This window comes from Aeromonas sp. 1805 (genome assembly GCF_013085525.1).
Taxonomy (GTDB): Bacteria; Pseudomonadota; Gammaproteobacteria; order Enterobacterales; family Aeromonadaceae; genus Aeromonas; species Aeromonas hydrophila.
Genome location: NZ_CP038515.1, coordinates 3,822,494 through 3,845,095, shown reverse-complemented (window position 1 = coordinate 3,845,095; position 22,602 = coordinate 3,822,494). Strand labels below are relative to the sequence as shown.

Below are 22,602 nucleotides of genomic sequence, written 5' to 3'. Positions count from 1 at the left end.
CCTTATTCAAGACATTCAAATCACCATGGCCTATTCAACGTTCTGCCAGACCCAAAACGACCAGCTCAAGGAGCCGATGTTTTTCGGCCAATCGGTCAACGTGGCCCGTTATGACCAGCAAAAACACGAAGTGTTCGAACGGCTGATCGAAAAGCAGCTCTCCTTCTTCTGGCGCCCGGAAGAGGTGGACGTCTCCCACGACCGCATCGACTTCCAGGCCCTGCCGCCCCATGAGCAGCACATCTTCATCTCCAACCTGAAGTACCAGACCCTGCTGGATTCCATCCAGGGTCGCAGCCCCAACGTGGCGCTGCTGCCGCTGGTCTCCATTCCGGAGCTGGAAACCTGGATCGAGACCTGGGCCTTCTCGGAGACCATTCACTCTCGCTCCTACACCCACATCATCCGCAACATCGTCAACACCCCCGCCCTGGTGTTCGACGACATCGTCACCAACGAGCAGATCCTGAAGCGCGCCGGCTCCATCAGCCACTTCTACGACGATCTGATCGAGGCGACCGCGCTCTACAACCTGCACGGTGAAGGCACCCACCGGGTGGCCGGTCGTGACGTGACCATCACCTTGCGCGAGCTGAAAAAGAAACTCTACCTGTGCCTGATGAGCGTCAACGCGCTGGAAGCGATCCGCTTCTACGTCAGCTTCGCCTGCTCCTTCGCCTTCGCCGAGCGCGAGCTGATGGAAGGCAACGCCAAGATCATCAAGATGATCGCCCGCGACGAAGCGCTGCACCTGACCGGGACCCAGCACATGCTGAACCTGATGCGCAGCGGCCAGGACGACCCCGAGATGGCCGAGATTGCCGCCGAGTGCGAGCAGGCCTGCTTCGAGCTGTTCAAGGAAGCCGCCATTCAGGAGAAGGAGTGGGCCGAGTACCTGTTCCAGGACGGTTCCATGATCGGCCTGAACAAGGACATCCTCTGCCAGTACGTGGAGTACATCACCAACCTGCGCATGAATGCGGTGGGTCTGCAGCCAGCCTTTGCCGGGGCCAAGCAGAACCCGATCCCCTGGATCAACACCTGGCTGTCGTCCGACAACGTGCAGGTCGCCCCGCAGGAAGTGGAAGTGAGCTCATATCTGGTAGGTCAGATCGACAGCGAAGTGAATGCCGAAGACCTGGGTGATTTCGAGCTGTGAGTGACGCCACCGGCACGCTGACCCCTGCCCCGCACGCGGCCCCCGCCCAGAGCGACGCAGGCTCGCCACGGGTGCATACCCAGGATGGCGTGCTGCACGCCCATCCCGGCGAGAGCGTGCTGGAAACCCTGGAACGCCACGGTCATCACGTGGAGTTCCAGTGCCGCAGCGGCTATTGCGGCGCCTGCCGCACCCCGCTGCTGGCAGGCAAGGTGCACTATGCCGCCGTGCCGCTCGCCTTTGTCTCGCAGGGTGAATGCCTGCCCTGCTGCTGCAAACCGGTGGGTGCCATCCGGCTGGACATCAAGAAGCGCTGAGACCACACCTCAGGTTCACGTCAGCAAACAAAAAGCCGCCGGATTGCTCCGGCGGCTTTTTTACATCCATCTCTATGCCTGGTGGGCGGGCGGCTGATGCGCCACCCGCCCCCACAGGGCCTTACAGCCAGGGCGCGGCGGTCGGCCCATGGTGCAGACCCAGCTTCCAGACCCGGCCGAAGTGCTTGTAATGCCCCGCCGCGACACCGGCCTTCTCGCCCATGCCGTGGTAGAGGTCGAGGTGGCCCTTCTTCACCGCCCCGCCCACATCCAGCGCGATCAACAGCCGCAGCTGGTGCTTGCCGGTCCAGTTGCCCTCTTTGTCCAGCAGCGGCACTTCCGCCAAGATAGGTGTGCCCATCGGCAGCAGGGTCTTGTCGGCGGCCACCGCCGCCATCGGCAGCAGCGGAATGCCGGCGGCCCCGATCACGTCGTTGGTGGGGCGACGCTCGAAGAAGACATAGGACGGGTTCTGCTCCACCAGCTCCTTGACGCTCTCCTCCGGCTGACGGTTGGCCCACTCCTTGATGGCCTTCATGGACATCTGCTCCTTGGGCACTTCGCCGCGATCGATCAGCACCCGGCCGATGCTGACGTAACCGTGACCGTTCTTGCCGCTGTAACCCAGATATTGCAGCCGATCGTCGTCACCATAGTGAACGAAGCCCGAGCCCTGCACGTCCATCAGGAAGTTGTCGATAAGGGATTTGCTGTAGCCCAGCTCCAGCCCGCGGTTGGCCAGCGCCCCCTGATGGATCTGGGCCCGGCTCGGGCAGCGCCCGCCGCATTTGGGCATGGCATAGATGGGGTACTTGTACTTGGCATCCGGGCGGTGACGCACCTCCAGCACCGGCGAGTAGTAACCGGTGAACAGCACGTTGCCCATCCGATCCGAGCCGCCCAGCTGGGCCAGGCTGATGCCGTAACGGGTGATCTGAGCGGGATCGCCGCCATTGGCCACCCAGCGGGAGAGTTGATGGTAAAGCTCGCCGTAGCGACGGGTCATCTTGCCGGAGCGCTCCAGCACCAGCCGGCTCTGGGGGCCGAACTTGCTGTAGTCGGCGCGCTGTCGGCTGTTGACCCGCTCCACTCGCACCAGATCATCAGGCAGGGGACCGTCCAGATACTGCTTGCCCAGATTTTCCGGCACCTCGCAGTTGAGAAAACATCTGGCATCGGGTTTGTTTTTGGGCACCTGGGCTTGTTCAGAGTTGCCCGCACAACCGGCCAACCCCAGCACTGCGGCGGTCAGCCAGTAAGCGTGTTTATTCATATGTCCTCATATAACACCAAGGGTTATGTTCGGCGGGGAAGATGCCAAATTTGCAGGGGGAAAGCAAACGCCTTCAGGCCTGTGACGGCGGATTTCTCCAAAGGGGATCTTCTGGGTTATAACAAGGTAACAGGGTGTGAGAGGCCATGGATGGAACAGCTCGAAATCTTCCCGCTGCAGAGCCCCTGCATCGGGGTCTGCGAAGTGAACAACAAGGGCTACTGCAAGGGGTGCCTGCGCAGCCGCGAGGAGCGTTTCAACTGGCTCACCATGAGCCATGCCCAGCAGCAAGAGGTGATGCGCCTGTGCCGGGGTCGCAAGGCGCGGGTGGAAGCCGCCCGCCGCAAGGCGCTGGAGGGGCCCCAACCCGAGCAGCCGGAGCAACCTGGCTGGGATTTTTAAACCCCGCCCTTCTCTTATCCCTCTTCACCCCTCCCTTTGCGCCACCCGCACCAGCTCGCTGAACGCCACGAACAGGTGGTAGAAGGTGCTGGCCGGTGTATGGCTGGCCAACGGCGCCCCCGTCACATCCACCTGATCTAGCCACTGACCCGGCAGCGCCGGCATCAGGTAATAGTCAAAGATCCGCCCCACCACGGCGCCAATCCGGTGGGCTGTCTCAGCCTCCCCTCGCCGCTCGTAGGCTGCCAGCAGCGCCTTGAGCTGCTCGGTCTGACACCAGAGCCGGCTGGTCGCCCGATGGGGCCGCCCGTCATCGGTGAGCTCATCCAGCACCAGCCCGGTCGGCCCGTGGCCGTGAGCGGCGGCAAAGCGGGTCAGGATGGCGATCCCCTCGTCTATCTCGCGGGCACTCGGTCCATATTCCCACCCTTGTGCCAATGCCCGGTAACGGGCCAACAGCCAGCACCACTCGTAGTGATGGCCCGGGTCGATCAGGTGCGAATCGGGATGGGTCGGGAGAAGCCGCTCATCGAAGAACTCCCGCAGCAAGGTGGGCTCCAGAAAACGCTGGCGAAACAGCTGATAGAGCCGATGGGCGCGCCCCTGCCAGCGCGGCTCATCAAAGCTCTTCGCAGCCACCAGCAGCGCTTCGAACAGATGCATATGGGGATTTTGACTGCGCAGCGCGCTTGCTGGAAAGCGGGAGTGAAACCCGCCGTACAGAGGATCGGCAAAGAGCAGTTCGATGGCCTGATAGCGCGACTCGGCCTGTTGCTGCCAGCGCGGCTCGCCACTCAAGCGGTAGAGCCAGCACTCGGCCAGCAGGGCAAAGGCGTATTCGTAGCAGCACACCGCACCGTCGGCGGGCGAGCCATCCGCATTGAGGGAAAACAGCTGGTTGCTGGCGCCATCAGCAAAGCGCCTCATGCCGAACCTGGCGCAGCGCTCTGCCAGCTCGCCCCCCTCATACCAACCGAGCAGGGTAGCGTGGCTGAACACATAAATCTGGCGACTCTGCACCCGAAAACGAATGGGCTGCCAGAGCGGCGCGCCTGCGCCATCCAGCCCTTCGGCAAACAGCCCCCGCTCCCAATCAAAGCCGTTTGCCCCCCAGTGAGGCAGCGCCTCCTCCACCAGCCAGCGTCGGCAGCGCTGCGCGGCCTCTCTTATCTCGTCATGCATCTCATCACCTCTCCAGCCAACCCATCATCCAGCCCATAAAAAGGGAGAGCCCTGCTCTCCCCTGTCTGTGCTCATCTCAACCCTTGATCGGCCTAGAAGAGCCCGACGGCGACCCCGACAAAGGCCACGACCAGCAGCCCCAGCATGGCCTTGACCGGCGAGATATTGCGTCTGGCCATCAGATACCAGGTACCCAGCACCACCAGCAGCGGCATCAGTTTGGGAAAAATGCCGTCCAGCATGGCCTGCAACTGGATGTTGACCCCGTCGGAGGTGACGAAATCGAGCCCGGTGGAGAGATTGACGTAACTGGCCGCCACCCCGCCCATCACGAAGACCCCGAGCAGAGAGAGCGCCTCGCGCAGCTTGACCGACTCCGAGCTCACCAGCGCCTCCACCGAGCCGGTTCCCATCCGGTAGCCCTTCATGAACAACATGTAGGATCCGGTGATGACGATGGCGTTGAAGCTGATGATGTAAAAGAGCGGCCCCAGCACGCTGCCGCCGGCGGCCAGCGCCATGCCGATGCTGAGCAGAATGGGCACCAGCATGCCCGGGATCATGGAATCTCCGATCCCGGCGATGGGCCCCATCAACCCCACTTTCAGGGTGTTGATGGTCTCGCCATCGATCCGCTCGCCGTTGGCCCGCTTCTCCTCCAGCCCCACCGCCAACCCGTTGATGATGGCGCCAAGCTGAGGCTCGGTGTTGTAGAAGGAGGCGTGGCGTTTCATCGCCTCCGTCCGCTCCGCCTTGCCGGGATAGAGCTTCTTGAGCGCCGGCATCATGCCAAGGCAGAAGCCGAAGGATTCGAGCCGCTCGAAGCTCATGGAGGAGAGGTTGTACATCATCCAGGCGCGCCAGCAGGCACGCAGATCCTTGGGAGTGAGGGCCACCGGCGCCTTGTTCACCGGCTGACCCGCTTGCAGCTGTGCGTCCATCAGAATTCATCCTCATCGTCGGTTTGGGTGGCAGCACGGGCAGCCGGTGCAGGGCGCGGCTCCGGCTTGTAGTTGTAGTGGATGAGCGCGAGCAGGGCGCCGATCATCACCAGCCCCACCATGTTGAGCTTGAGAAAGACGATGCCGACAAAGCCCACCAGGAAGTAGATCAGCATGCTGCTCTGCTTGATGATCTGTTTGAGCAAGATGGCGATGCCGACCGCCGGCAGTATGCCGCCCACCACCGTCATGGTACGGATCACCAGCTCCGGCAGGCTGTTCATGAAGCCTTCGATGTACTGGTTGCCAAAATAGACGGCGATGAAGGTGGGCACGAAGCGCAGCACGAAGTTGCTGGCCTGCGGGAAGATGGCGCTGTTGAGGTAGACCCCCTGCTCGTCCCCCTGCTCCAGCGCCACGTCGGCCCTGTGGTTCCAGTAGGAGTTGAGCACCATCATGAAGTTGAAGAGGATGGTACCAGCGATGCCGATGGTGGCGGCAATGGCCACCGCCACCGACGGCTCCTTGCCCGACAGGATACCCAGCGCAATGGCCGGAAAGGCGACGAAGTTGAGATCCGCCGGCATGGAGCCGCCCGGCGTCACCATGGCGATATAGACCGCCTGTACCGCCACCCCGATGAGGATCCCGGTCTGGATATCACCGAGGATGGCCCCCACCAGCATGCCCGAGACCAGCGGACGGGTGATGGTGTACCAGCCCCCGGTCAATCCCAACAGCCAGGGGCTGCTGAGGGCACCGAGATAACAGAGTATCCCGATGAGAGTTGCTTCCAGAAACATGATGTCTGCTCCCTATTTCAGCTTTTTCTGGGCATCCGCCCAGCTGTAGTGGCTGGCATCCGGCACCAGCCGAAAGTCAATGTCGTGGCCAAGGCCGGCCAGGTAGTCAAAGGCGGCGATCTCCTGCGCCGTGACCGACTGGTTGGGGCCTATGGTGGTGGTCTGCTCGCGGGCACTCATGGGCCCGACGTTGATCTTGCCGTTGTGGTTCTCAAGGGAGATGCCGGCGGCGCAGAGCCGCTGCAGGGTGACCGGCGACTTGCCGATCACGAAGTAGCGCTTGTCGCTGGCGATCACCTTGGGCAGCTTGGCAATCGCCGTCGCCACGTCGAACAGCCACACCCGGGTGTCCGGCACGGCACCGATCATCACCTGGGAGAGCAGCGGATCGGCCGCCACCTCGTCATCGATCGCGACGATGCCGTCGCAAGGCAGCTCCCTGGCCCAGCGCGTCACCAGCTGACCGTGGATCACCCTATCGTCAATGCGTACAAATGAAATGGCCATCTCGCTCTCCTAGAAGTTGTCGTCTTGCTGGTGCGCAGCCGCCGGGGCCGCGATCACCATGGATTCCAGCGCCTGGGCCAGCAACTGGCGGGCCGCCTCGTGCACATCCACGGCATCCAGCAGCTCGGCGCTCATCAGCAGCATGGGGAAGTTGACCCCGGTCACCACCGCCAGCGGCTGTGGCCACTCGGGGTCAAACGCGCAGCGGCACGCCACGTTGTAGGGGGTGCCGCACTCCATGTCGCACAGCACCAGCACCCCGTCAGCCCCCGCGCCATGGCGGCGCAGGGTCTGTTCAAACTCGGAGCGAAAGGCCTCGATCCCCCCCTCTTCGGTGAGGGAGACGATCGCCACCGCGGGCAGCTCGCCGTAGACCATGCTGGCGCTGGCCAGCAGGGCCGGCGCCAGTGAACCATGGGTTGCGATAAGGATCCTCAGCATCTTGGTTACCCCCTCACATAGGCCTTGATGGTGGCGATGGTCGCCCCTTCACTCTCGCCGCTCGGGCGGATGCGATAACGCCCTACCGAGGCTGGGACGATGAAGGTCTCGGCGTAGTGCACCACAAACGGTGCGAACGCATGGTCGGGACTCTCCACCGTCGCCTCTCGTCCCTCAATCAGATTGAGTACCTGCACGGTACCACCGGTGTCGTGCTCCACCGGCACGCTGAACCAGTGGCGACGAGTCTCGATGAATTCCCGCTCGTGCAGCCCGGTGCGCTCCTCGCGCCAGCCCGGCCCCTCGGCAATGGGCTCGATGCGATTGACCAGATGTTCGCGGGTCCAGTCGGTGTCGCGCTCCCACTGGATCACCTTGCTGCCATGCGCCAGATGGATGGGGCGCGGGATGCCGTCGAGCCCGACCCGGCCCCAGTCCCACAGCTTGAAGGTGAAGATGTAGGGGGTGGCGCTGATCTCGAGCACCATGGCCCCCTCTCCCGAGCAGTGGACGGTCCCGGCCGGGATCAGGAAGTGATCGTGTTTACCGGCCGGGAAGCGGTTGATGAAGCGCTCGTCATCGAAGGGCTTCTCACCGCGCTGGGCGGCGGCCAGCTCCGCCAGCATCGCCTGCGGGTCGATGCCGGTGCGGGTGCCGAGGTAGACGCAAGAGTCCGGCTTGGCATCGAGCAGGTAGTAGCTCTCGTCCTGGGTGTAGTGCATACCGAACTCCTGCTGGATGTATTCGGTCAGCGGGTGCACCTGCAGGCTGAGCGGCTGCCCCCCCACCGTGTCGAGAAAATCGAACCGGATCGGGAACTCGGCGCCAAAGCGGGCGTGTACCCGCTCCCCAAGCAAGGCGCTGGGCTGGCACAGCACCAGGTTTTGCGACGGTATCTCCACCCTCACCTCGCCAATGCGCAGGTAGAGGCTGTTCTCTTCCGGTACGCAATCAAAGCACCAGGCATAGTTGGGTTGAGCCGGGTCCAGATCGCACACCTGCTTCATCCACTGGCCGCCCCAGACCCCGGGGTCGAAGAAGGGCACCACCCGAAACGGCTGGTGCGCCGCCTGATGCAACCCCGCCAGCAGCGCCTGACCCGTCACCAGGGTCGGCTTGCCTCGGGTGTTGGTGTCGAGCAGGAAATCGATGGTGGGCAGTTGGGCCAGTTTATGGCGGTCAAACACCCGCCACTCGATGAAAAAGGCGCGCTTGTAGCGGCGCAGTATGTCCTCTTCCTCGTTGCCGGCCCCCCAGTTGCCCAGCTCCTTGCGCCGCAGTCGCTGCTGGATCTCCCAACGGGCGAGATCGGCATAGACCCGCACATCCCCTCTCGCCACCAGTGAGGCGCCACTGCCCATCACCACCACCAGACCACCGGTTATCTCTGCGACCTGCCGCTGCAGGCACGCCAGCGCGGCCGGGTCAAAAAACTCCACCATCTTGTGGGGGGCCAGCACGCCAAAGACCCGGTCGTCGGTGATGAAGCGCTCCAGCATCGCCAGCACTTTTGATTCCGGCAGGCGGGCCTGCTCCACCTCGATGAGCGTGTGGGGCCCAAGCCTCGCCAGCAGCTGGCTACGCAGCTCGTCCTGATCCACGCCGTGATAGCAGTCGATCACCAGCACCACCCTTGCCCCACCTTGCCCGTCTGCCGCGGCCTGCAGTCGCCGGGCTATTTCGTGCCAGCCGGCGCAGGCGGCGCCCTCATGGCCGGTGACCACCACTTCCGGGAATTTGTCGTAGTTGGAGACGTAACTCGAATGAATCATTGGCTTGCTCTCTCGTTGACACCTACGAAAGAGATAAATCGATTAACCTGTTAACCACAACCTGATAAACAAGATTAACCTCATAAAATGGTGTATTTGATCGCCAGCATGGGCGAAATATGTGATCATGACAGCAATTTCATCATGGCAAGTTAACAAACAAAGGTTAATCGATATACCTTTGAAACCTACTCCCTGACAGGATCCATCCCATGAGCAATGTGACCGTTGCCGACATCGCCCGCCATCTGGGGGTGTCGACTGCCACCGTCTCCATGACCCTGCGCAACAAGGGGCGCATCTCCGAGCACACCCGCCAGCGGGTACTCAGGGCCATCGACGAGCTCGGCTATGTCTACAACCAGACCGCCGCCAACCTGCGCAACAAGAGCAGCAACCAGGTCGGTCTGTTGCTGCACGACATCACCAACCCCTTCTATGCGGAGATGACGGCGGGCCTGAGCCGGGAGATGGAGCATCACGATCTGATGCTGTTTCTGGCCAACAGCGAGGAGTCGGCCACCCGGCAGCAGCAGTTCACCGACTCGCTACAGCGCAACAACGCCGCCGGCATGGTGATCTGCGCCACCCAGACCACCCCCCGCAGCTTCTTCGAGAGCCTGCAGCGCCGCCGCATGCCCACCATCCTGATCGTGCGGCCGGTACCGGATGTGGCGATCGACTTCGTCGGCACCGACAACTTCCTGGGCTGCCAGCTGGCGACCGAACACCTGCTGAAGCTGGGTCACCGCCACATCGCCTTTGTCGGGGGCAATCCTGCCTCCATCAGTCGCTCCCAGCGCCTCGGCGGCTACATGAGCAAGTTGCTCGAACATGGCATCTCCCCAAGGCCGGAGTGGATCATCGGCTGCGGCGCCAGCCGGGTGGAAGGCACCCGCGCCATCACGGCGCTGCTGGAACAGCATCCCGAGGTGACGGCGGCGGTTTGCTATCAGGACGTGGTGGCGCTCGGCGCCATTCTGGCGCTGCGCAAGCTGGGGCGGGTCATCGGTCAGGACTTTGCACTGGTGGGCTTTGACGATCTGCCGGAAACCGCGCTGGTGGACCCGCCCCTCACCACCGTCTCGGTGGCGTCGCGGGAGATCGGCCGAAAGGCCGGCGAGCTGCTGCTTGAGCGGATGGCCGGCAACGACGAACCGGCCAAGAGCATCATACTGCCCCCCACCCTGGTGGTGCGCCAATCCTGCGGCAGCCCCTAGCGGGCCGCCGCACGCGCTGTTTCAAGTGGCTTGCCCCGCAGAAGTGACAATGCGGGGCGTGCCATCCTCCCCGGCCAGCACCCTCAGGTCGAAGCCGCGCGCTCCCAGCGCACCGTAATCGTGACCCGCGACGGCGGGCCAGACCGCCAGCGCCGAGAGCTGCGTCTCGCCGGTGTTGATGAGTCGATGGGCCACATGGCCAGGGATATGGTGAACGCTGCCCGCAAAGACCTGCTCCAGCCGGCAGACACCGTCCATATCCTGCAGCAGCAACAACCCCTGCCCGCACAACCCGAAGTAATATTCCGCCTGTTCGGCCCGCGCATGGAGATGACCGCGGGTCATGAAGAACTCCTGGCCAACCCGGCCCGCCTCCAGATAGGTGACCCCCATGTTGAGATCCCCCTCGCCGCCATGGCTGGGCAGCATGGCGACCCGATAGAGCCGGGTATCAGGCGAAAGCGCCGCCTCGGCGTGTGGGTCAACAAACAGGCCCAGCAGGTCGGCCAGGGTGGTGCTCTTTTCCACCAGTTCGGCGCCGCCGAGCTTGCCGGTCGCAAAGTCGAGAATCGGGGGGATCATGGGGGTCATCATCTGCTCCTGGGGATCGGGTTATCGACAGGCGCAGCGGCGCCCTTCGGGGTCCCACGCTAGAGGGTTAATCCATTAACCACAAGCCAGGTTGCCCTACCCTCATCACTTTTTGGACAATAAATCTGGGCAATAAAAAAGCGGCCCAAAGGCCGCTCTCTTGTATGGCGTGTTGCTGGTTAGCGGCTTATGCCGTGGCCAGCTTGGCCTGCTCTTCACCGCGCTTGAGCATGGCGTAGGAGACACCGGTCAGCAGCGAGCCTGCCGCAATCGCCACGATATACATCATGACGTTGCTGATGGCGTGCGGGATGAACAGCACGAACAGACCGCCGTGGGGCGCCATCAGCTCGCAACCGAACAGCATGGAGAGCGCACCGGTCAGGGCGCCACCCACCATGCAGGCCGGGATGACCCGCATCGGATCCTTGGCGGCAAACGGGATGGCCCCCTCGGAGATGAAGCACAGACCCAGCACGAAGGAGGCCTTGCCTGCTTCCTGCTCCGCCTTGATGAACTTGGTGCGGGCCAGGAAGGTGGCGATCCCCATTCCCAGTGCCGGCACCATGCCGGCGGCCATCACGGCAGCCATGGGGGCGTAGGTTTTGGAGGCCAGCAGGCCAACCCCGAAGGCGTAGGCCGCCTTGTTGACCGGGCCCCCCATGTCGAAGCACATCATGGCGCCGATGATGACGCCCAGCAGCACGGCGTTGGCGGAGCCCATGTTGTTGAGGAAGGTGGTCATGGCATTCATGATGCCGGCCACCGGGCCACCCACCACGTAGATCATCACCAGGCCGGTAAACAGGCTGGCAAACAGCGGAATGATCAGGATCGGCTTGAGCGCTTCCAGGGTCACCGGCAGGCGCACCTTGTCGCTCAGGTACTTGGCGCTGTAACCGGCCAGGAAACCGGCCACGATACCGCCAAGGAAACCCGCGCCCAGCGAACTTGCCAGCATGCCGCCGATCATGCCGGGAGCGAGGCCCGGACGGTCAGCGATGGAGTAGGCAATGTAGCCGGCCAGCACCGGGATCATCAGGGCGAAGGCGGAGCCGCCACCGATCTTCATCAGGGCCGCAGCCAGGGTGCCTTCCACCTTGAACGCCTCGATCCCGAATACGAACGAGAGCGCGATGATGAGGCCGCCCGCCACCACCATGGGCAGCATGAAGGAGACCCCGGTCAGCAGGTGCTTGTAGGGGCCTGCCTTCTCTTCTTTCTTGGGTTGGCTGGCGCCGCTGTGGCGATAGGTTTTCGCCTCGGTCCAGGCCTTGTCGAGCTCGGCGCGGGTTTTCTTCAGTGCCGCACCGGTACTGGTGCGATAGACCGGCTTGCCGTCGAAACGGGCCATGTCCACCTCAATGTCGGTGGCGAGGAACACCAGATCCGCGGATGCAATCTCTTCAGCAGTCAGGGCATTCTGGGCACCGACCGAGCCTTGAGTCTCGACGCGGATCTGATAACCCAGCTGTTTGGCCATGGTCTCCAGCGCTTCTGCCGACATAAAGGTGTGGGCCACCCCGGTCGGGCAGGCAGTCACCGCGACGATACGCTTGCCAGCAGCGGCCGGTTTGGCGGCAGCATTGGCAACGGCGGAGGCGGCTTGATGGCGATAGACGCTGGCGCCGCTGGCGGCGGCGTCCAGCAAGGCGGCCGGATCCTGCAGGGCAAGATCCATGCTGCCCTGATAGACCCGCTTGCCATCATAGGCGGCGAGATCCGCCGGGGCACTGGCGACAACCAGCACCAGGTCGGCCGCGGCAATCTGCTCCTTGCTCGGCACCTGGCGAGGCTGCACGCTGGAGCCGACGTCGAGGGTGAGCTCCCAGCCAGCCAGTTTGGCCTGCTGTTCTATCCGTTTTGCAGCGAGAAAGCTGGTGGCAATGCCCGCCGGGCAAGCCGTAACCAAGATTGCTTTCATTGGGCATCTCCTGAGTTTTCCATTGAGGGGGTATGGCATTGAACCGGTGCCAGCGCATCCAGACGCTGTACGCGCACCTGTTCAAGCAAGGGGTTGAGCACACTGATATCGCTAAAGCCGACCGCCACCTGGCTGACCGCCAGCGCGGAGACGGCGGTGGCCAGCCGCAGGGTCTGCTCCGGCGCCCAGCCAAAGCTGAGACCATGGGCGAGACCGGCCACCAGGGAATCGCCGGCACCGACCGTGCTGACCACCTGCATGCGCGGCGGAATCGCCTGCCAGACGGCATCCGGAGCAAACCAGATGAGGCCATCAGCGCCGTTGGAGATCACCACGTTGGGGATGCCGCTGGCCTGCAGCGCGCGGGCACACTCGGCCTGCTCGCTCAGGGTCTTGATGGGGCGGCCCGCCCACTGGCTCAGCTCCTCCAGATTGGGTTTGACCAGGGTCGGCGCCGCCTTGATCCCTTCGCTTAAGGCCGCACCGCTGCAATCGAAGATCACCTGCTTGCCTCTGGCCTTGAGCAGGCGGATCAGATGGGCGCAGTAATCGGGGGCCACCCCTTTGGGCAGGCTGCCCGCCAGCACGAACCAGTCGGCGCGTGCTGCCAGTTGGTCGATGGCCTGCTCCAGCGCGCTCACTTCCCCTTGGTGGATGGTGAGCCCCGGCAAGTTGAGATCGGTCACCCGACCGGATTGCTCGGAGATCTTGACGTTGATGCGGGTGCTGCCCGCCACGCGCACGAAGTGATCGGCCAGGGCACGCTCCGTAAACAGGGAGACGAAGCTTTGCTGGTTATCGGCGCCAAGCCAGCCGGTGACGCCCACCTCGCGGCCCAAGTCCTTGAGCACCATGGCAACGTTGATCCCCTTGCCCGCCGCACGCAGGTTGGCCTCGCTCACCAGGTTCACCTCGCCCAGGCTCATCGCCTCGAGACGGGTGGTGAGATCGAGCGCCGGATTGAGGGTGATGGTCACTATGTCCATCAGTGCGCCCCCTCGCCCAGCCCGGCCGCAATGGCGGCGCCTATGCCCTTGAGCGCCGCTTCGGCATCCGGGCCTTCGACACGAAATGCCAGACGGTGCCCGCACTTGACGCCAAGGCCGATGACCTTCATCAGGCTCTTGGCAGAGACCGCCTCGCCGCTGCCATCCAGATTCGCTACCCGGATATCGGATTCAAACTCTTTGGCCACCTTGACCAGCATGGCGCCCGGACGGGCATGCAACCCGTGGGGGTTGATGATGGTGAAGGTGTCGGAAAGACCGCTGGCCGGCCCCGCTTGCAGCATGGCCAGCCCCTCGCTCCCTGCCAGCGTGGCAAGCTGACCGGCAGCCGCCAGTTTGGCCAGGTTGTCGAGCTGCGCCAGATGGCCGCTATCTGCGGCGCAGAGCAGCAGCAGGGCACTGACCGGTTGTTCCCCTGCGTTCAGTGCAGTGCTAGGCGTTGCCAGCACCCAGCCGGTCTGGGCTGCTTGTGCCCGGGCCAGCCAGATGCCCTCGCCCAGATAGGCGGGTTCACTGGCCAGCAGGGCGCTCACCATGGCGGCATCGCCCCAGCCGGCGGATTTGGCGCGGGCGGCTGCGCCCAGCAACAGCTGGTCGCGATCATCGGCCGGGAAGTCGGCCAAAGCCAGGAACTGCACCTCTTTGGGCGCCGTCGCACCGGTCAGGATATTGATGATGGTGTCGGCATCGGTGGCCTCTTTCAATTGCGCTGCCGCCTGCTCGTCACCCAGCACGTGGGTGAGCTGGCGCAAAATGCCCAGATGCTCGTCGGACTTGGCGGCGATGCCGATGGCGACGTAGGCGATCTGCCCCTCGTCCCACTCGATCCCCTGCGGGAACTGAGCCACCATGACGCCGGTGTTCTTCACCAGATGCCGGGTGTCGGTGGTGCCGTGGGGAATGGCGATGCCGCTGCCAAGATAGGTGGCGTGCTGCGCTTCACGCGCCAGCATGCCGTCTACATATCCCGCTTCCACCAGACCGGTTTCGGTCAGTTTGCCTGCCAACAGGGCAATGGCTTCGGCCTTGGTCGCCACCGACTGCCCCAGCAGGATCTGCTGTCGCGCCAACTTCAACATAGAGATTCTCCATCAGGTGCCGGGCGGCCTGACCGTACCGGCTCATCAAACATAACCATTCGTACCACTCGCCTGCTGACAATAGACCGGATTGCATCCCTTCGCGGGTCATACCCGGTTTTTATGCCCGGCCATCGATTGTCTGCTGACAAGCTGAATCGTTTCACTTACACTCAGACTGAATCGTTTCAGCGAATTGATCAAGTACCCACAAAGAGTGCTTTTCAATGATATGATCCCGCGCACACTTTTCGGTGCCCTCACCAGGCAGTGCCCGTGGGCCTTGCAACTCAAACAGAGCCAACATGATGAAACTGGATGAAATCGCCGCCCTCGCCGGTGTCTCGCGCACCACGGCCAGCTATGTGATCAATGGCAAGGCCGACCAATACCGCATCAGCCAGGCCACCCGCGACAAGGTGATGGCGGTGGTCACCGCCCACAACTACCAGCCGGACAGCCGCGCCGCCTCCCTGCGCGGTGGCCAGACCAAGACCCTGGGCTTCATCCTGCCCGACCTGGAGAACGCCAGTTACGCCAAGCTCGCCAAACGGCTGGAGCAAGGGGCGCGGGTACAGGGTTATCAGCTGCTGATCGTCTGCTCGGAAGATGACCCCGCCACCGAAAAAGAACTGGCCGAGATGCTGGCCAGCCGCCACGTGGATGCCTTGCTGGTGGCCAGTTGCCTGCCACCCGAAGATCCCTTCTACCTCGGCCTGCAGACGCGCGGCATCCAGGTGCTCGCCATCGACCGGGCCATGGCGGCCGACAAGTTCGTCACCGTGGCCAGCGAAAACCAGAAGGCGAGCTGCGATCTCACCACCTCCCTGCTCTCGCCGGCAATCAAGCACATCGCCCTGATCACTGCGCTGCCGGCACTCACGATCAGCCGGGAACGCAAAGCGGGCTTCGAGCAGGCCGTCGCCAGCCACAGCACGGCTTGCCATCTGTGTGAAGGGGCCCACTTCTCCCGCGCCGAAGGCTACCGCCTGATCAAGACGCTGCATCAACAGCTCGGCCAGCTGCCCCAGGCACTGGTAGCCACCTCCTACATCCTGATGGAGGGGGTGCTCGACTATCTGCTGGAACAGGAGACCGACATGAGCCGGCTGGCCATGGCCACCTTCGGCGACGATCGCCTGCTCGATTTTCTCCCCTTCGGTATCAACTCCCTGCCACAGCAGCACGATGCCCTCGCCAGCCAGGCGCTGGAGCTGGCCCTCAAGGCGATTGGCGGTGAATACCAGTGCGGGTTGCACTATGTGAGCCGTACCCTCAAACGCCGCCGTTAATCCTCTCTACATCGCGCGCCGCTGCGACCCGGTTCGCAGCGGCGCGTTTTTTCACCAGCCAAAGCGCACTACTGTCATCTTTTATTTCCACTTATTCTGTCCACCCAGAACAAAATCCGCCTTTACACGCTTGTATCCAACATTTTAATTCGCTAAGTTGGCAACCATCTTTTACAACCAGCGGATTTTTCGTAACGATGGGTTCACTCCGATATTGCTAGCCTCCGGTCTCGACCCCGGAGGCGCCTTGCCAACACCTCATATGCCTGCTGCGCACGGCGCAGTTTCTCGATTCGGATGGACACCATGAATACCAAAACCCTGGGATGTACCCTGTTGATTGCCGGCACCACCATAGGCGCCGGCATGCTGGCCCTGCCGCTGGCTTCCTCCTCCCTTGGCGGACCCGCCACCCTGCTGCTGATGATCGGCCTGTGGGGCCTGATGGCCTTTACCGCCATGCTGCAGGTGGAAGCCAGCCTCAACACCGGCAAGTGGTACCTGCACCAGCTGGCGGATCACCTGCTCGGCCCCTGGGGCAAGCGCATTGCCTCCTTCTGCATCCTGATGCTGTTCTACTCGCTGGCCTCCGCCTACATCAGCGGCGGCAGCAGCCTGCTGGCCCAGGCGCTGGCCGATGCCGGCCTGCCCCTCAGCCAGGAGCAGGCGGCCTGGGCCTTTACCCTGCTGTTTGGCGGCATGGTCTGCGTCGGCACCAAACAGGTGGATTACCTCAACCGACTGATGTTCACCGTCAAGCTGGTGATCATGGTGGCCGTCCTCGGGCTGCTGCTGCCGCGTGCCGAAGGGCAGCACCTGCTCTCCATGCCGCTCGGTCAGGGCTTGTTGCTGGCAGGCCTGCCGGTCATCTTCACCTCGTTCGGTTTTCACGGCTCCATCCCGAGCGTGATGCTCTACCTGGGGGACTGCCCCAAGCAGCTGCGCCGGGTCTTCGTATGGGGCTCCGCCCTGCCGCTCATCCTCTACGTGCTGTGGCAAATCGCCATCCTGGGGCTGCTCGGTCAGCAATCCCTGATCCAGACCGGCGGGGCGCTGGACAGCCTGCTGGCCAACGTCGGCAATCTGGTGAGCTGGCCCGCCTTCAACCAGGCGATGCACCTGTTCGCCGATCTGGCGCTGGCCACCTCCTTCCTCGGGGTGACGCTGGGACTGTTCGACTTCATGGCCAAGGTGACCCATCGCAAGGACAACTGGCAGGGCCGCACCCAGACCGGTCTCATCACCTTCGTGCCGCCCCTGCTGTTTGCCCTCTACTTCCCGCAAGGCTTCATCATGGCGCTCGGCTACGCCGCCATCGCGCTGGCGGTGCTGGCGGTGCTGCTGCCGGTGGCCCTGGTGTGGCAGAGCCGCAAGCAAGCCGAGGCGCACCACTACCGCGCCCCGGGCGGCGTGCTGGCCCTGGGCCTTGCCGGCGCCATGGGTGTGCTGATCGTCGGGGTGCAGATAAGCGTCAGCATGGGATTGCTGCCCGCGCTCTAAGCCAGAGCCGGTATTGCATGCCCCAATAGCAAAAGCGCAAAAGCCCCGCCAACCCAGTTGGCGGGGCTTTTTCTATACCATCGGTATATGCCATCGATATAAAGAGGTCCGCCAGCACGGTGATCATCTCCCTGATGCATCAAACGTTCATATATGCACCATGTATCGACACCCTGTATATATATGAACAATTCTTGTACACTGATAACAGATCGCCTTTTTGGCAACAGAACACACGCTCAATCCAGCAAGGAGCCTGACATGGTCGCAACCGCACACGTGCAACGGCAAGATGGCGCCGTTGATCCCAGCAAGGCGCTGCCGGTGGTGTTTCGCATCCTGGACAAATGGCAGTGCAACACAGATGAACAGTTGCGACTGCTCGGTATTTCTTCGCGTTCAACCTTGAACAAGTACAAGGAGTCCCACGGCGGGATCAGGCTGAGTGCGGATCTGCAGGAGCGAATGAGCTACCTGCTCAACATTCACAAGAGCCTGCGGGTGCTGTTCAGCGCGGACGAGAGCATCTATGGCTGGGTACGCAAGTCCAACAGCCACCCCTTCTTCGCCGGCCGCAGCGCCATGGAGGTGATGCAGGGTGGCCGCGTGGCCGATCTCTATGAGGTCGCTACCCGCCTGCACGCCTGGCGCGGAGGCATGGCCTGATGCCGACTCCCCCGCAGCGCGCATTCAAGGACGAGTCAGCCTACCGGATCATCCCGAGCCGCTACCCCACCATCTGCCTCTATGAGGATGTGGCCAACGCCGACGAACTGGAGGCAGTCTGGGCCATCGAGGCGCTGACCAACGACAGGCTGAGGGAAGAGGCCGGCGAGCTGACGCGGGTACCGAAAGCAGACTGGCTGGTGGGCTTGGCTGGCGGCAGCCATGTGATGGCCGCCTTCACCCACCTCAATCCGGAGGGGGCCCGCTTCACCACCGGTGATTTTGGCGGTTATTACTGCGCCCCCAGCCTCGACACCGCCATCAAGGAGACGGTCTACCACCAGGAGCGCGTCTTCGGCTACACCCGTGAACCCGCCCAGAAAGTGCAGATGCGGGTGATCCATGCCGAATTCAGCGCCAACCTGGTCGACATTACCGGCGAGGCCTTTCTCGCCACACCGCTCTACCATGCTACCGACTACGGATATTCCCAGGCCTTCGCCCGCGAGCAGAAAGCCCTGGATGTGGACGGCATCTGTTACCGCTCGGTGCGCCACAGCGGCCACGACTGCTACCTGCTCTATCGCCCGCGCCTGGTCAGCCGCGTCCATCAGCCCCGTCATCTGGAGTACCACTGGAACGGCAGCGCCATCGCCAACGTGCTGCAAATCACCCTCTATGGCGAGTGACGGGCACTGCCCGCCTCACTCGGCCGATTCCCGGATATAGAAAAGCCCCGCCAGAGTGGCGGGGCTTTTTACATCAACCGAGCGAGGGAGCAGGCTCCCAGACCGCTTACTGGTTGTGGGTAGAGCGGCGAGGACGACGAGCCTGAGCCGGTTTGCCGGCGCCGCCTTCCGGACGCTGACCGCCCTGGGGCTTGGGCTTGCCACCGTTGCCGGAGCGGTTACCGCCGCCATTGCCACCGTTGGCAGAGCGACCGGCGCCCTGACGCTGGCCTTGACCTTGCGGGCGCGGCGCACGGCGCTGCTCGCTCGGATCGCGCGGCTCTTTGCGCAGCGGCGCGCCGATGCCGCGGGCGATGTTGTCGAGGGTCTCGCGGGAGGCTTCAAAACCGGCCACCTGCTCGCACGGAATGTTCTGCTTGGTCAGTCGCTCGATGGCCTTGATAAGCTTGCCTTCATCGGCCGCGACCAGGGAGATGGCGTGACCGGCGGCGCCAGCACGGCCGGTACGACCGATACGGTGCACGTAATCTTCCGCCACGTTCGGCAGCTCGAAGTTGACTACCTGCGGCAGTTTATCGATGTCCAGACCACGGGCGGCGATGTCGGTCGCCACCAGCACCTTGACGCTGCCATCCTTGAAACCGGCCAGGGCACGGGTACGGGCACCCTGGCTCTTGTTGCCGTGGATGGCGGCGGCGCTGACACCGTTCTTGTCGAGGGTCTCGGCAACGCGGTTGGCCATGTGCTTGGTACGGGTGAACACCAGCACCTGCTGCCAGTTGTTGCTGGTGACCAGGTGGCTCAGCAGGGCAATCTTGTTGGCCTTGTCACAGGGGTGTACTAGCTGCTCGATACGCTCGGCGGTGCTGTTGCGCGGGGTCACTTCGATCACCGCCGGGTTGTCCAGCAGGCCGGTGGCCAGCTCGCGGATCTCGTCGGCGAAAGTGGCGGAGAACAGCAGGTTCTGGCGCTTCTTCGGCAGCAGGGCCAGGATGCGGCGGATGTCGCGGATAAAGCCCATGTCGAGCATGCGATCCGCTTCGTCCAGCACCAGGATTTCCACTTCGTCGAACTTGACGGCGTTCTGGTTGTACAGATCCATCAGGCGGCCCGGGCAGGCCACCAGCACGTCCAGACCACGGCGGGTGGCCATCATCTGCGGGTTGATGCTAACGCCGCCAAATACCACGTGGCTGCGGATCGGCAGGTGTTTGCCGTAGTTGCGCACGCTCTCGCCCACCTGGGCGGCCAGCTCGCGGGTCGGGGTCAGCACCAGGGCACGAATGCGGTTCGGGGAGACCTTGCGCTTGCTTTCAGTCAGACGCTGCAGCATCGGCAGGGTAAAACCTGCGGTCTTGCCGGTCCCGGTCTGGGCGGCGGCCATCAGATCACGGCCAGCCAGTACCGCCGGGATCGCTTGTTGCTGAATGGGAGACGGGGTGTCGTAGCCTTGCTCGGCAACGGCACGCAACAAGGGTTCGGCCAGACCGAGGGAAGTAAAACTCATAGTTACCTGCTAGGGATAGGGGCGCCGACAATCCGGGATGGGGCTCCTCTGCTGAGCCGATGCCATCTCGCCAGACTCGGGCCTGTTGAGAACACAACGATTTCCCCGGGGAGCAGAGCAAAGGGGAAAGAATAGGGGCGCAGTCTAACGGAGTTATTGAGGAGAAACGAGAAAAATGTGACGTTCCTCCCAGCATGTTTGCCAAAAGCAGCTCACCGTCCCGCCCGGAAAAGCCGCTCAAGAACTCATTCGAATCAGGCTATGCTTGATGCCAGATAACGGCGATACCGCCGCATCCGTCCTGTACAAGGAGGTTCAGGTTCATGCGTGTTCATCTTCTGTCGGCTGCCCCTGGCTGGCTCTTGCTCGCCCTGCTGGCGATTGGGCTCTGTCTGCCGCTGCAGGCCAAGCCCAGGCTGTCGGTGGCCTGGAGCCACTGGCCCCCGTTCAGTTACATCAATCCCCAGGGGACGCTGGATGGACTGGACGTCACCCTGACCCGCCAGATCCTGAGTCAGGCGGGGCTGGAATCCCACTTTCGCAACCTGCCCTGGGCCAGGGCCATCCATCTGCTCGAGCAGCAACAGCTGGACGTGGCCATGGGGGCGCTCGATACGCCGGAGCGGCGCGCCTTTGCCCGCTTCTCGGTGCCCTATCGGCGCAGTACCTTCGTGCTGCTGAGCAACAACCCCATCCCGGGCCAGCGAGATCCCTGGCTGGCGGTGTCAGACTTGTCGCAGCTTTGCCAGCAAAGCCAGCTGCGTCTTGGCAAGCTGCGCGGCACTCGCCCCATCCAGCTGATGGAAGCGTGCCCCGCCCTCAAGAACGCGAGCGAATACAACGCCGATGACCGGCTGGTCGATCTGTTGCTGGCTCGCCGGTTGGACGGCGTCATCATGGAGTGGCAATACGCCCGCTACCGCCTGCAACAGCTGGGGGCCGATGGCTTTATCCGCTGTCAGTTGCTGCTCCATCACCAACCGGTCAGCCTGATGTTTGCCAACTCGGCCGTCACCGATGCGCAGCTCGCCCGGGTCAATGAGGTGATTGCCGGCCTGCCCCCACCCGGCCGTGACGTGGCGCCGCCCCCCTGCCGACTCGACAACCCGGCGGCTGAGCAGGTGACACCCAACCAATAACCCAGCGCGATGAAGGCCCATGAAAAAGGCGACCCTGAGGTCGCCTTTTGACTGTGTCTGTGGCTGCACCACTCGATCAGCCGAGCAGTGAACAGGCCGATCAGCGCAGTTGCGGGGTATGGGTCAGCACGCCCTGGTTCTGGGCACGGTGGCGCAGCAGATGATCCATCAGTACCAGTGCCAGCATCGCCTCGGCGATGGGCACGGCACGAATGCCGACGCAAGGATCGTGGCGACCCTTGGTGATCATCTCGATGGCCTCGCCTTCGGTATTGATCGTTTTGCCCGGCACCGTGATGCTGGAGGTGGGCTTTAAGCCTAAGCTCACTACGATGTCCTGACCCGACGAGATGCCGCCCAGAATGCCGCCCGCATGGTTGCTGGCAAAGCCGGCCGGGGTCATCTCATCGCGGTGCTCGGAGCCTTTTTGCTCCACCACCGCGAACCCGTCACCGATCTCCACCCCTTTCACCGCATTGATGCCCATCATGGCGTGGGCGATGTCGGCGTCGAGGCGATCGAACACCGGCTCACCGAGGCCCACCGGCACATTGCTGGCGATGACCTGCACCTTGGCACCGATGCTGTTGCCCTCTTTTTTCAGGTCGCGCATGAATTGATCGAGCGCTTCCAGCTTGCCCGCATCGGGGAAGAAGAAGGGATTCTGCTCGATCTGCGCCGCGTCGAAGGCTTCTGCCTTGATGGGGCCGAGCTGGGAGAGGAAACCGGTGATCTCGATGCCGTGTACCTGTTTCAGGTACTTCTTGGCAATGGCCCCCGCCGCCACCCGCATCGCGGTTTCACGGGCGGAGGAGCGCCCGCCGCCACGATAGTCGCGCTGGCCGTACTTCTGGTGATAGGTGTAATCGGCGTGGCCCGGACGGAACAAGTCCTTGATGTCGGAGTAGTCCTTGGAGCGCTGATCGGTATTTTCGATCAAGAGCCCGATGGAAGTACCAGTGGTCTTGCCCTCGAACACCCCGGAGAGGATCTTCACCTCGTCCGGCTCGCGGCGTGGCGTGGTGTAGCGGGAGGTGCCGGGCTTGCGCCGGTCCAGATCCCCCTGCAGATCCGCTTCGCTGATCTCCAGTCCCGGCGGGCAGCCGTCGACCACGGCGCCCAGCGCCAGGCCGTGACTCTCGCCGAAGGTCGTCACACGAAAGAGTTGGCCGAAACTGTTCCCTGCCATGA

Annotated in this window: 22 protein-coding genes; 9 read left to right on the top strand and 13 right to left on the bottom strand. The window is 63.2% G+C overall.

Going from position 1 to position 22,602, the window contains the following annotated elements:
* Positions 1-25: 25 nt before the first annotated feature.
* Together nrdB and yfaE are read left to right on the top strand one after the other, a co-directional pair.
* Entirely contained in the window at positions 26-1,159 is a 1,134-nt protein-coding gene (nrdB, locus tag E5E96_RS18035) for a class Ia ribonucleoside-diphosphate reductase subunit beta (RefSeq protein ID WP_171282761.1), read from the top strand.
* A complete protein-coding gene (gene yfaE / locus E5E96_RS18030) occupies positions 1,156-1,476 on the top strand; it encodes a class I ribonucleotide reductase maintenance protein YfaE (protein ID WP_016350654.1) in 321 nt (106 codons plus the stop codon). The genes nrdB and yfaE overlap by 4 nt, the downstream gene beginning before the upstream one ends.
* A gap of 121 nt (positions 1,477-1,597) precedes the next feature.
* On the opposite strand, the gene mltA is transcribed toward yfaE, so the two are convergent.
* The gene (gene mltA, locus E5E96_RS18025; RefSeq protein WP_011706178.1) at positions 1,598-2,749 is read right to left on the bottom strand and encodes a murein transglycosylase A; all 1,152 of its coding nucleotides are present in this window, start codon (positions 2,747-2,749) and stop codon (positions 1,598-1,600) included.
* A gap of 150 nt (positions 2,750-2,899) precedes the next feature.
* Between mltA and E5E96_RS18020 the strand changes: the two genes are divergently transcribed.
* Positions 2,900-3,151, top strand: a complete 252-nt coding sequence (locus tag E5E96_RS18020; protein WP_171282760.1) for a DUF1289 domain-containing protein — start codon at positions 2,900-2,902, stop codon at positions 3,149-3,151.
* Between the two features lie 24 nt (positions 3,152-3,175).
* Here E5E96_RS18020 and E5E96_RS18015 read toward each other — a convergent pair whose 3' ends face one another.
* The 6 genes from E5E96_RS18015 to E5E96_RS17990 all read right to left on the bottom strand — a co-directional run bounded on the left by E5E96_RS18015 (position 3,176) and on the right by E5E96_RS17990 (position 8,797).
* Entirely contained in the window at positions 3,176-4,333 is a 1,158-nt protein-coding gene (locus E5E96_RS18015) for an AGE family epimerase/isomerase (protein WP_171282759.1), read from the bottom strand.
* Between the two features lie 92 nt (positions 4,334-4,425).
* Entirely contained in the window at positions 4,426-5,274 is an 849-nt protein-coding gene (locus tag E5E96_RS18010) for a PTS system mannose/fructose/sorbose family transporter subunit IID (RefSeq protein ID WP_045789901.1), read from the bottom strand.
* Complete coding sequence (locus E5E96_RS18005; protein ID WP_011706182.1) at positions 5,274-6,077, bottom strand: PTS sugar transporter subunit IIC; 804 nt, start codon at positions 6,075-6,077, stop codon at positions 5,274-5,276. The genes E5E96_RS18010 and E5E96_RS18005 overlap by 1 nt, the downstream gene beginning before the upstream one ends.
* Before the next feature lie 12 nt (positions 6,078-6,089).
* On the bottom strand, positions 6,090-6,584 hold the full coding sequence (locus E5E96_RS18000; protein ID WP_016350649.1) for a PTS sugar transporter subunit IIB: 495 nt from the start codon (positions 6,582-6,584) through the stop codon (positions 6,090-6,092).
* A gap of 9 nt (positions 6,585-6,593) precedes the next feature.
* Positions 6,594-7,025 carry a PTS sugar transporter subunit IIA gene (locus E5E96_RS17995; protein ID WP_171282758.1) on the bottom strand — a complete coding sequence of 144 codons (432 nt, stop codon included), beginning with the start codon at positions 7,023-7,025 and terminating at the stop codon, positions 6,594-6,596.
* Between the two features lie 5 nt (positions 7,026-7,030).
* Positions 7,031-8,797 (bottom strand): class I mannose-6-phosphate isomerase, encoded by a 1,767-nt coding sequence (locus E5E96_RS17990; RefSeq protein ID WP_171282757.1) that lies wholly within the window; start codon positions 8,795-8,797, stop codon positions 7,031-7,033.
* 212 nt (positions 8,798-9,009) lie between these two features.
* On the opposite strand from E5E96_RS17990, the gene E5E96_RS17985 reads away from it, so the two are divergent.
* Positions 9,010-10,017: a LacI family DNA-binding transcriptional regulator gene (locus E5E96_RS17985; protein WP_016350646.1), complete on the top strand. Its 1,008-nt coding sequence runs from the start codon at positions 9,010-9,012 to the stop codon at positions 10,015-10,017.
* A gap of 21 nt (positions 10,018-10,038) precedes the next feature.
* Here E5E96_RS17985 and E5E96_RS17980 read toward each other — a convergent pair whose 3' ends face one another.
* The 4 genes from E5E96_RS17980 to fruB all read right to left on the bottom strand — a co-directional run bounded on the left by E5E96_RS17980 (position 10,039) and on the right by fruB (position 14,618).
* On the bottom strand, positions 10,039-10,599 hold the full coding sequence (locus E5E96_RS17980) for a glucose-6-phosphate isomerase family protein (RefSeq protein ID WP_253264654.1): 561 nt from the start codon (positions 10,597-10,599) through the stop codon (positions 10,039-10,041).
* Positions 10,600-10,795: 196 nt separating this feature from the next.
* Positions 10,796-12,532, bottom strand: coding sequence for a PTS fructose transporter subunit IIBC (gene fruA / locus E5E96_RS17975; RefSeq protein WP_171282755.1), 1,737 nt, complete (start codon positions 12,530-12,532; stop codon positions 10,796-10,798).
* Positions 12,529-13,518 (bottom strand): 1-phosphofructokinase, encoded by a 990-nt coding sequence (gene pfkB, locus E5E96_RS17970; protein WP_171282754.1) that lies wholly within the window; start codon positions 13,516-13,518, stop codon positions 12,529-12,531. Before pfkB ends, fruA begins: the two co-directional genes overlap by 4 nt.
* Positions 13,518-14,618, bottom strand: a complete 1,101-nt coding sequence (fruB, locus tag E5E96_RS17965; RefSeq protein WP_171282753.1) for a fused PTS fructose transporter subunit IIA/HPr protein — start codon at positions 14,616-14,618, stop codon at positions 13,518-13,520. The genes pfkB and fruB overlap by 1 nt, the downstream gene beginning before the upstream one ends.
* Before the next feature lie 305 nt (positions 14,619-14,923).
* Here fruB and cra point away from each other — a divergent pair, with 305 nt between their 5' ends.
* The 4 genes from cra to E5E96_RS17945 all read left to right on the top strand — a co-directional run bounded on the left by cra (position 14,924) and on the right by E5E96_RS17945 (position 18,765).
* Positions 14,924-15,910 carry a catabolite repressor/activator gene (gene cra, locus E5E96_RS17960; RefSeq protein WP_171282752.1) on the top strand — a complete coding sequence of 329 codons (987 nt, stop codon included), beginning with the start codon at positions 14,924-14,926 and terminating at the stop codon, positions 15,908-15,910.
* A 306-nt stretch (positions 15,911-16,216) separates the two neighbouring features.
* Positions 16,217-17,410 (top strand): aromatic amino acid transport family protein, encoded by a 1,194-nt coding sequence (locus tag E5E96_RS17955; protein WP_171282751.1) that lies wholly within the window; start codon positions 16,217-16,219, stop codon positions 17,408-17,410.
* A gap of 261 nt (positions 17,411-17,671) precedes the next feature.
* Entirely contained in the window at positions 17,672-18,076 is a 405-nt protein-coding gene (locus E5E96_RS17950) for an antitoxin Xre-like helix-turn-helix domain-containing protein (protein ID WP_016350639.1), read from the top strand.
* On the top strand, positions 18,076-18,765 hold the full coding sequence (locus E5E96_RS17945) for an RES family NAD+ phosphorylase (protein ID WP_171282750.1): 690 nt from the start codon (positions 18,076-18,078) through the stop codon (positions 18,763-18,765). The genes E5E96_RS17950 and E5E96_RS17945 overlap by 1 nt, the downstream gene beginning before the upstream one ends.
* A gap of 106 nt (positions 18,766-18,871) precedes the next feature.
* On the opposite strand, the gene E5E96_RS17940 is transcribed toward E5E96_RS17945, so the two are convergent.
* Positions 18,872-20,272, bottom strand: coding sequence for a DEAD/DEAH box helicase (locus tag E5E96_RS17940; protein WP_171282749.1), 1,401 nt, complete (start codon positions 20,270-20,272; stop codon positions 18,872-18,874).
* 323 nt (positions 20,273-20,595) lie between these two features.
* Between E5E96_RS17940 and E5E96_RS17935 the strand changes: the two genes are divergently transcribed.
* A complete protein-coding gene (locus tag E5E96_RS17935; protein ID WP_171282748.1) occupies positions 20,596-21,411 on the top strand; it encodes an ABC transporter substrate-binding protein in 816 nt (271 codons plus the stop codon).
* A gap of 100 nt (positions 21,412-21,511) precedes the next feature.
* On the opposite strand, the gene aroC is transcribed toward E5E96_RS17935, so the two are convergent.
* The gene (gene aroC, locus E5E96_RS17930; RefSeq protein ID WP_171282747.1) at positions 21,512-22,600 is read right to left on the bottom strand and encodes a chorismate synthase; all 1,089 of its coding nucleotides are present in this window, start codon (positions 22,598-22,600) and stop codon (positions 21,512-21,514) included.
* Positions 22,601-22,602 lie beyond the last annotated feature (2 nt).

Excerpts from the sequence above, each read along its gene's own strand:
- E5E96_RS17985 (WP_016350646.1), top strand. The coding sequence starts at position 9,010 with ATGAGCAATGTGACCGTTGCCGACATCGCCCGCCATCTGGGGGTGTCG.
- pfkB (WP_171282754.1), bottom strand. The coding sequence starts at position 13,518 with ATGGACATAGTGACCATCACCCTCAATCCGGCGCTCGATCTCACCACC.
- E5E96_RS18005 (WP_011706182.1), bottom strand. The coding sequence starts at position 6,077 with ATGTTTCTGGAAGCAACTCTCATCGGGATACTCTGTTATCTCGGTGCC.
- E5E96_RS17955 (WP_171282751.1), top strand. The coding sequence starts at position 16,217 with ATGAATACCAAAACCCTGGGATGTACCCTGTTGATTGCCGGCACCACC.
- E5E96_RS17980 (WP_253264654.1), bottom strand. The coding sequence starts at position 10,599 with ATGATCCCCCCGATTCTCGACTTTGCGACCGGCAAGCTCGGCGGCGCC.
- E5E96_RS18020 (WP_171282760.1), top strand. The coding sequence starts at position 2,900 with ATGGAACAGCTCGAAATCTTCCCGCTGCAGAGCCCCTGCATCGGGGTC.
- aroC (WP_171282747.1), bottom strand. The coding sequence starts at position 22,600 with ATGGCAGGGAACAGTTTCGGCCAACTCTTTCGTGTGACGACCTTCGGC.
- E5E96_RS18015 (WP_171282759.1), bottom strand. The coding sequence starts at position 4,333 with ATGCATGACGAGATAAGAGAGGCCGCGCAGCGCTGCCGACGCTGGCTG.
- E5E96_RS17995 (WP_171282758.1), bottom strand. The coding sequence starts at position 7,025 with ATGCTGAGGATCCTTATCGCAACCCATGGTTCACTGGCGCCGGCCCTG.
- E5E96_RS17950 (WP_016350639.1), top strand. The coding sequence starts at position 17,672 with ATGGTCGCAACCGCACACGTGCAACGGCAAGATGGCGCCGTTGATCCC.
- E5E96_RS17940 (WP_171282749.1), bottom strand. The coding sequence starts at position 20,272 with ATGAGTTTTACTTCCCTCGGTCTGGCCGAACCCTTGTTGCGTGCCGTT.
- E5E96_RS17990 (WP_171282757.1), bottom strand. The coding sequence starts at position 8,797 with ATGATTCATTCGAGTTACGTCTCCAACTACGACAAATTCCCGGAAGTG.
- E5E96_RS17935 (WP_171282748.1), top strand. The coding sequence starts at position 20,596 with ATGCGTGTTCATCTTCTGTCGGCTGCCCCTGGCTGGCTCTTGCTCGCC.
- E5E96_RS18000 (WP_016350649.1), bottom strand. The coding sequence starts at position 6,584 with ATGGCCATTTCATTTGTACGCATTGACGATAGGGTGATCCACGGTCAG.
- cra (WP_171282752.1), top strand. The coding sequence starts at position 14,924 with ATGATGAAACTGGATGAAATCGCCGCCCTCGCCGGTGTCTCGCGCACC.
- E5E96_RS17945 (WP_171282750.1), top strand. The coding sequence starts at position 18,076 with ATGCCGACTCCCCCGCAGCGCGCATTCAAGGACGAGTCAGCCTACCGG.
- mltA (WP_011706178.1), bottom strand. The coding sequence starts at position 2,749 with ATGAATAAACACGCTTACTGGCTGACCGCCGCAGTGCTGGGGTTGGCC.
- fruB (WP_171282753.1), bottom strand. The coding sequence starts at position 14,618 with ATGTTGAAGTTGGCGCGACAGCAGATCCTGCTGGGGCAGTCGGTGGCG.
- nrdB (WP_171282761.1), top strand. The coding sequence starts at position 26 with ATGGCCTATTCAACGTTCTGCCAGACCCAAAACGACCAGCTCAAGGAG.
- E5E96_RS18010 (WP_045789901.1), bottom strand. The coding sequence starts at position 5,274 with ATGGACGCACAGCTGCAAGCGGGTCAGCCGGTGAACAAGGCGCCGGTG.
- fruA (WP_171282755.1), bottom strand. The coding sequence starts at position 12,532 with ATGAAAGCAATCTTGGTTACGGCTTGCCCGGCGGGCATTGCCACCAGC.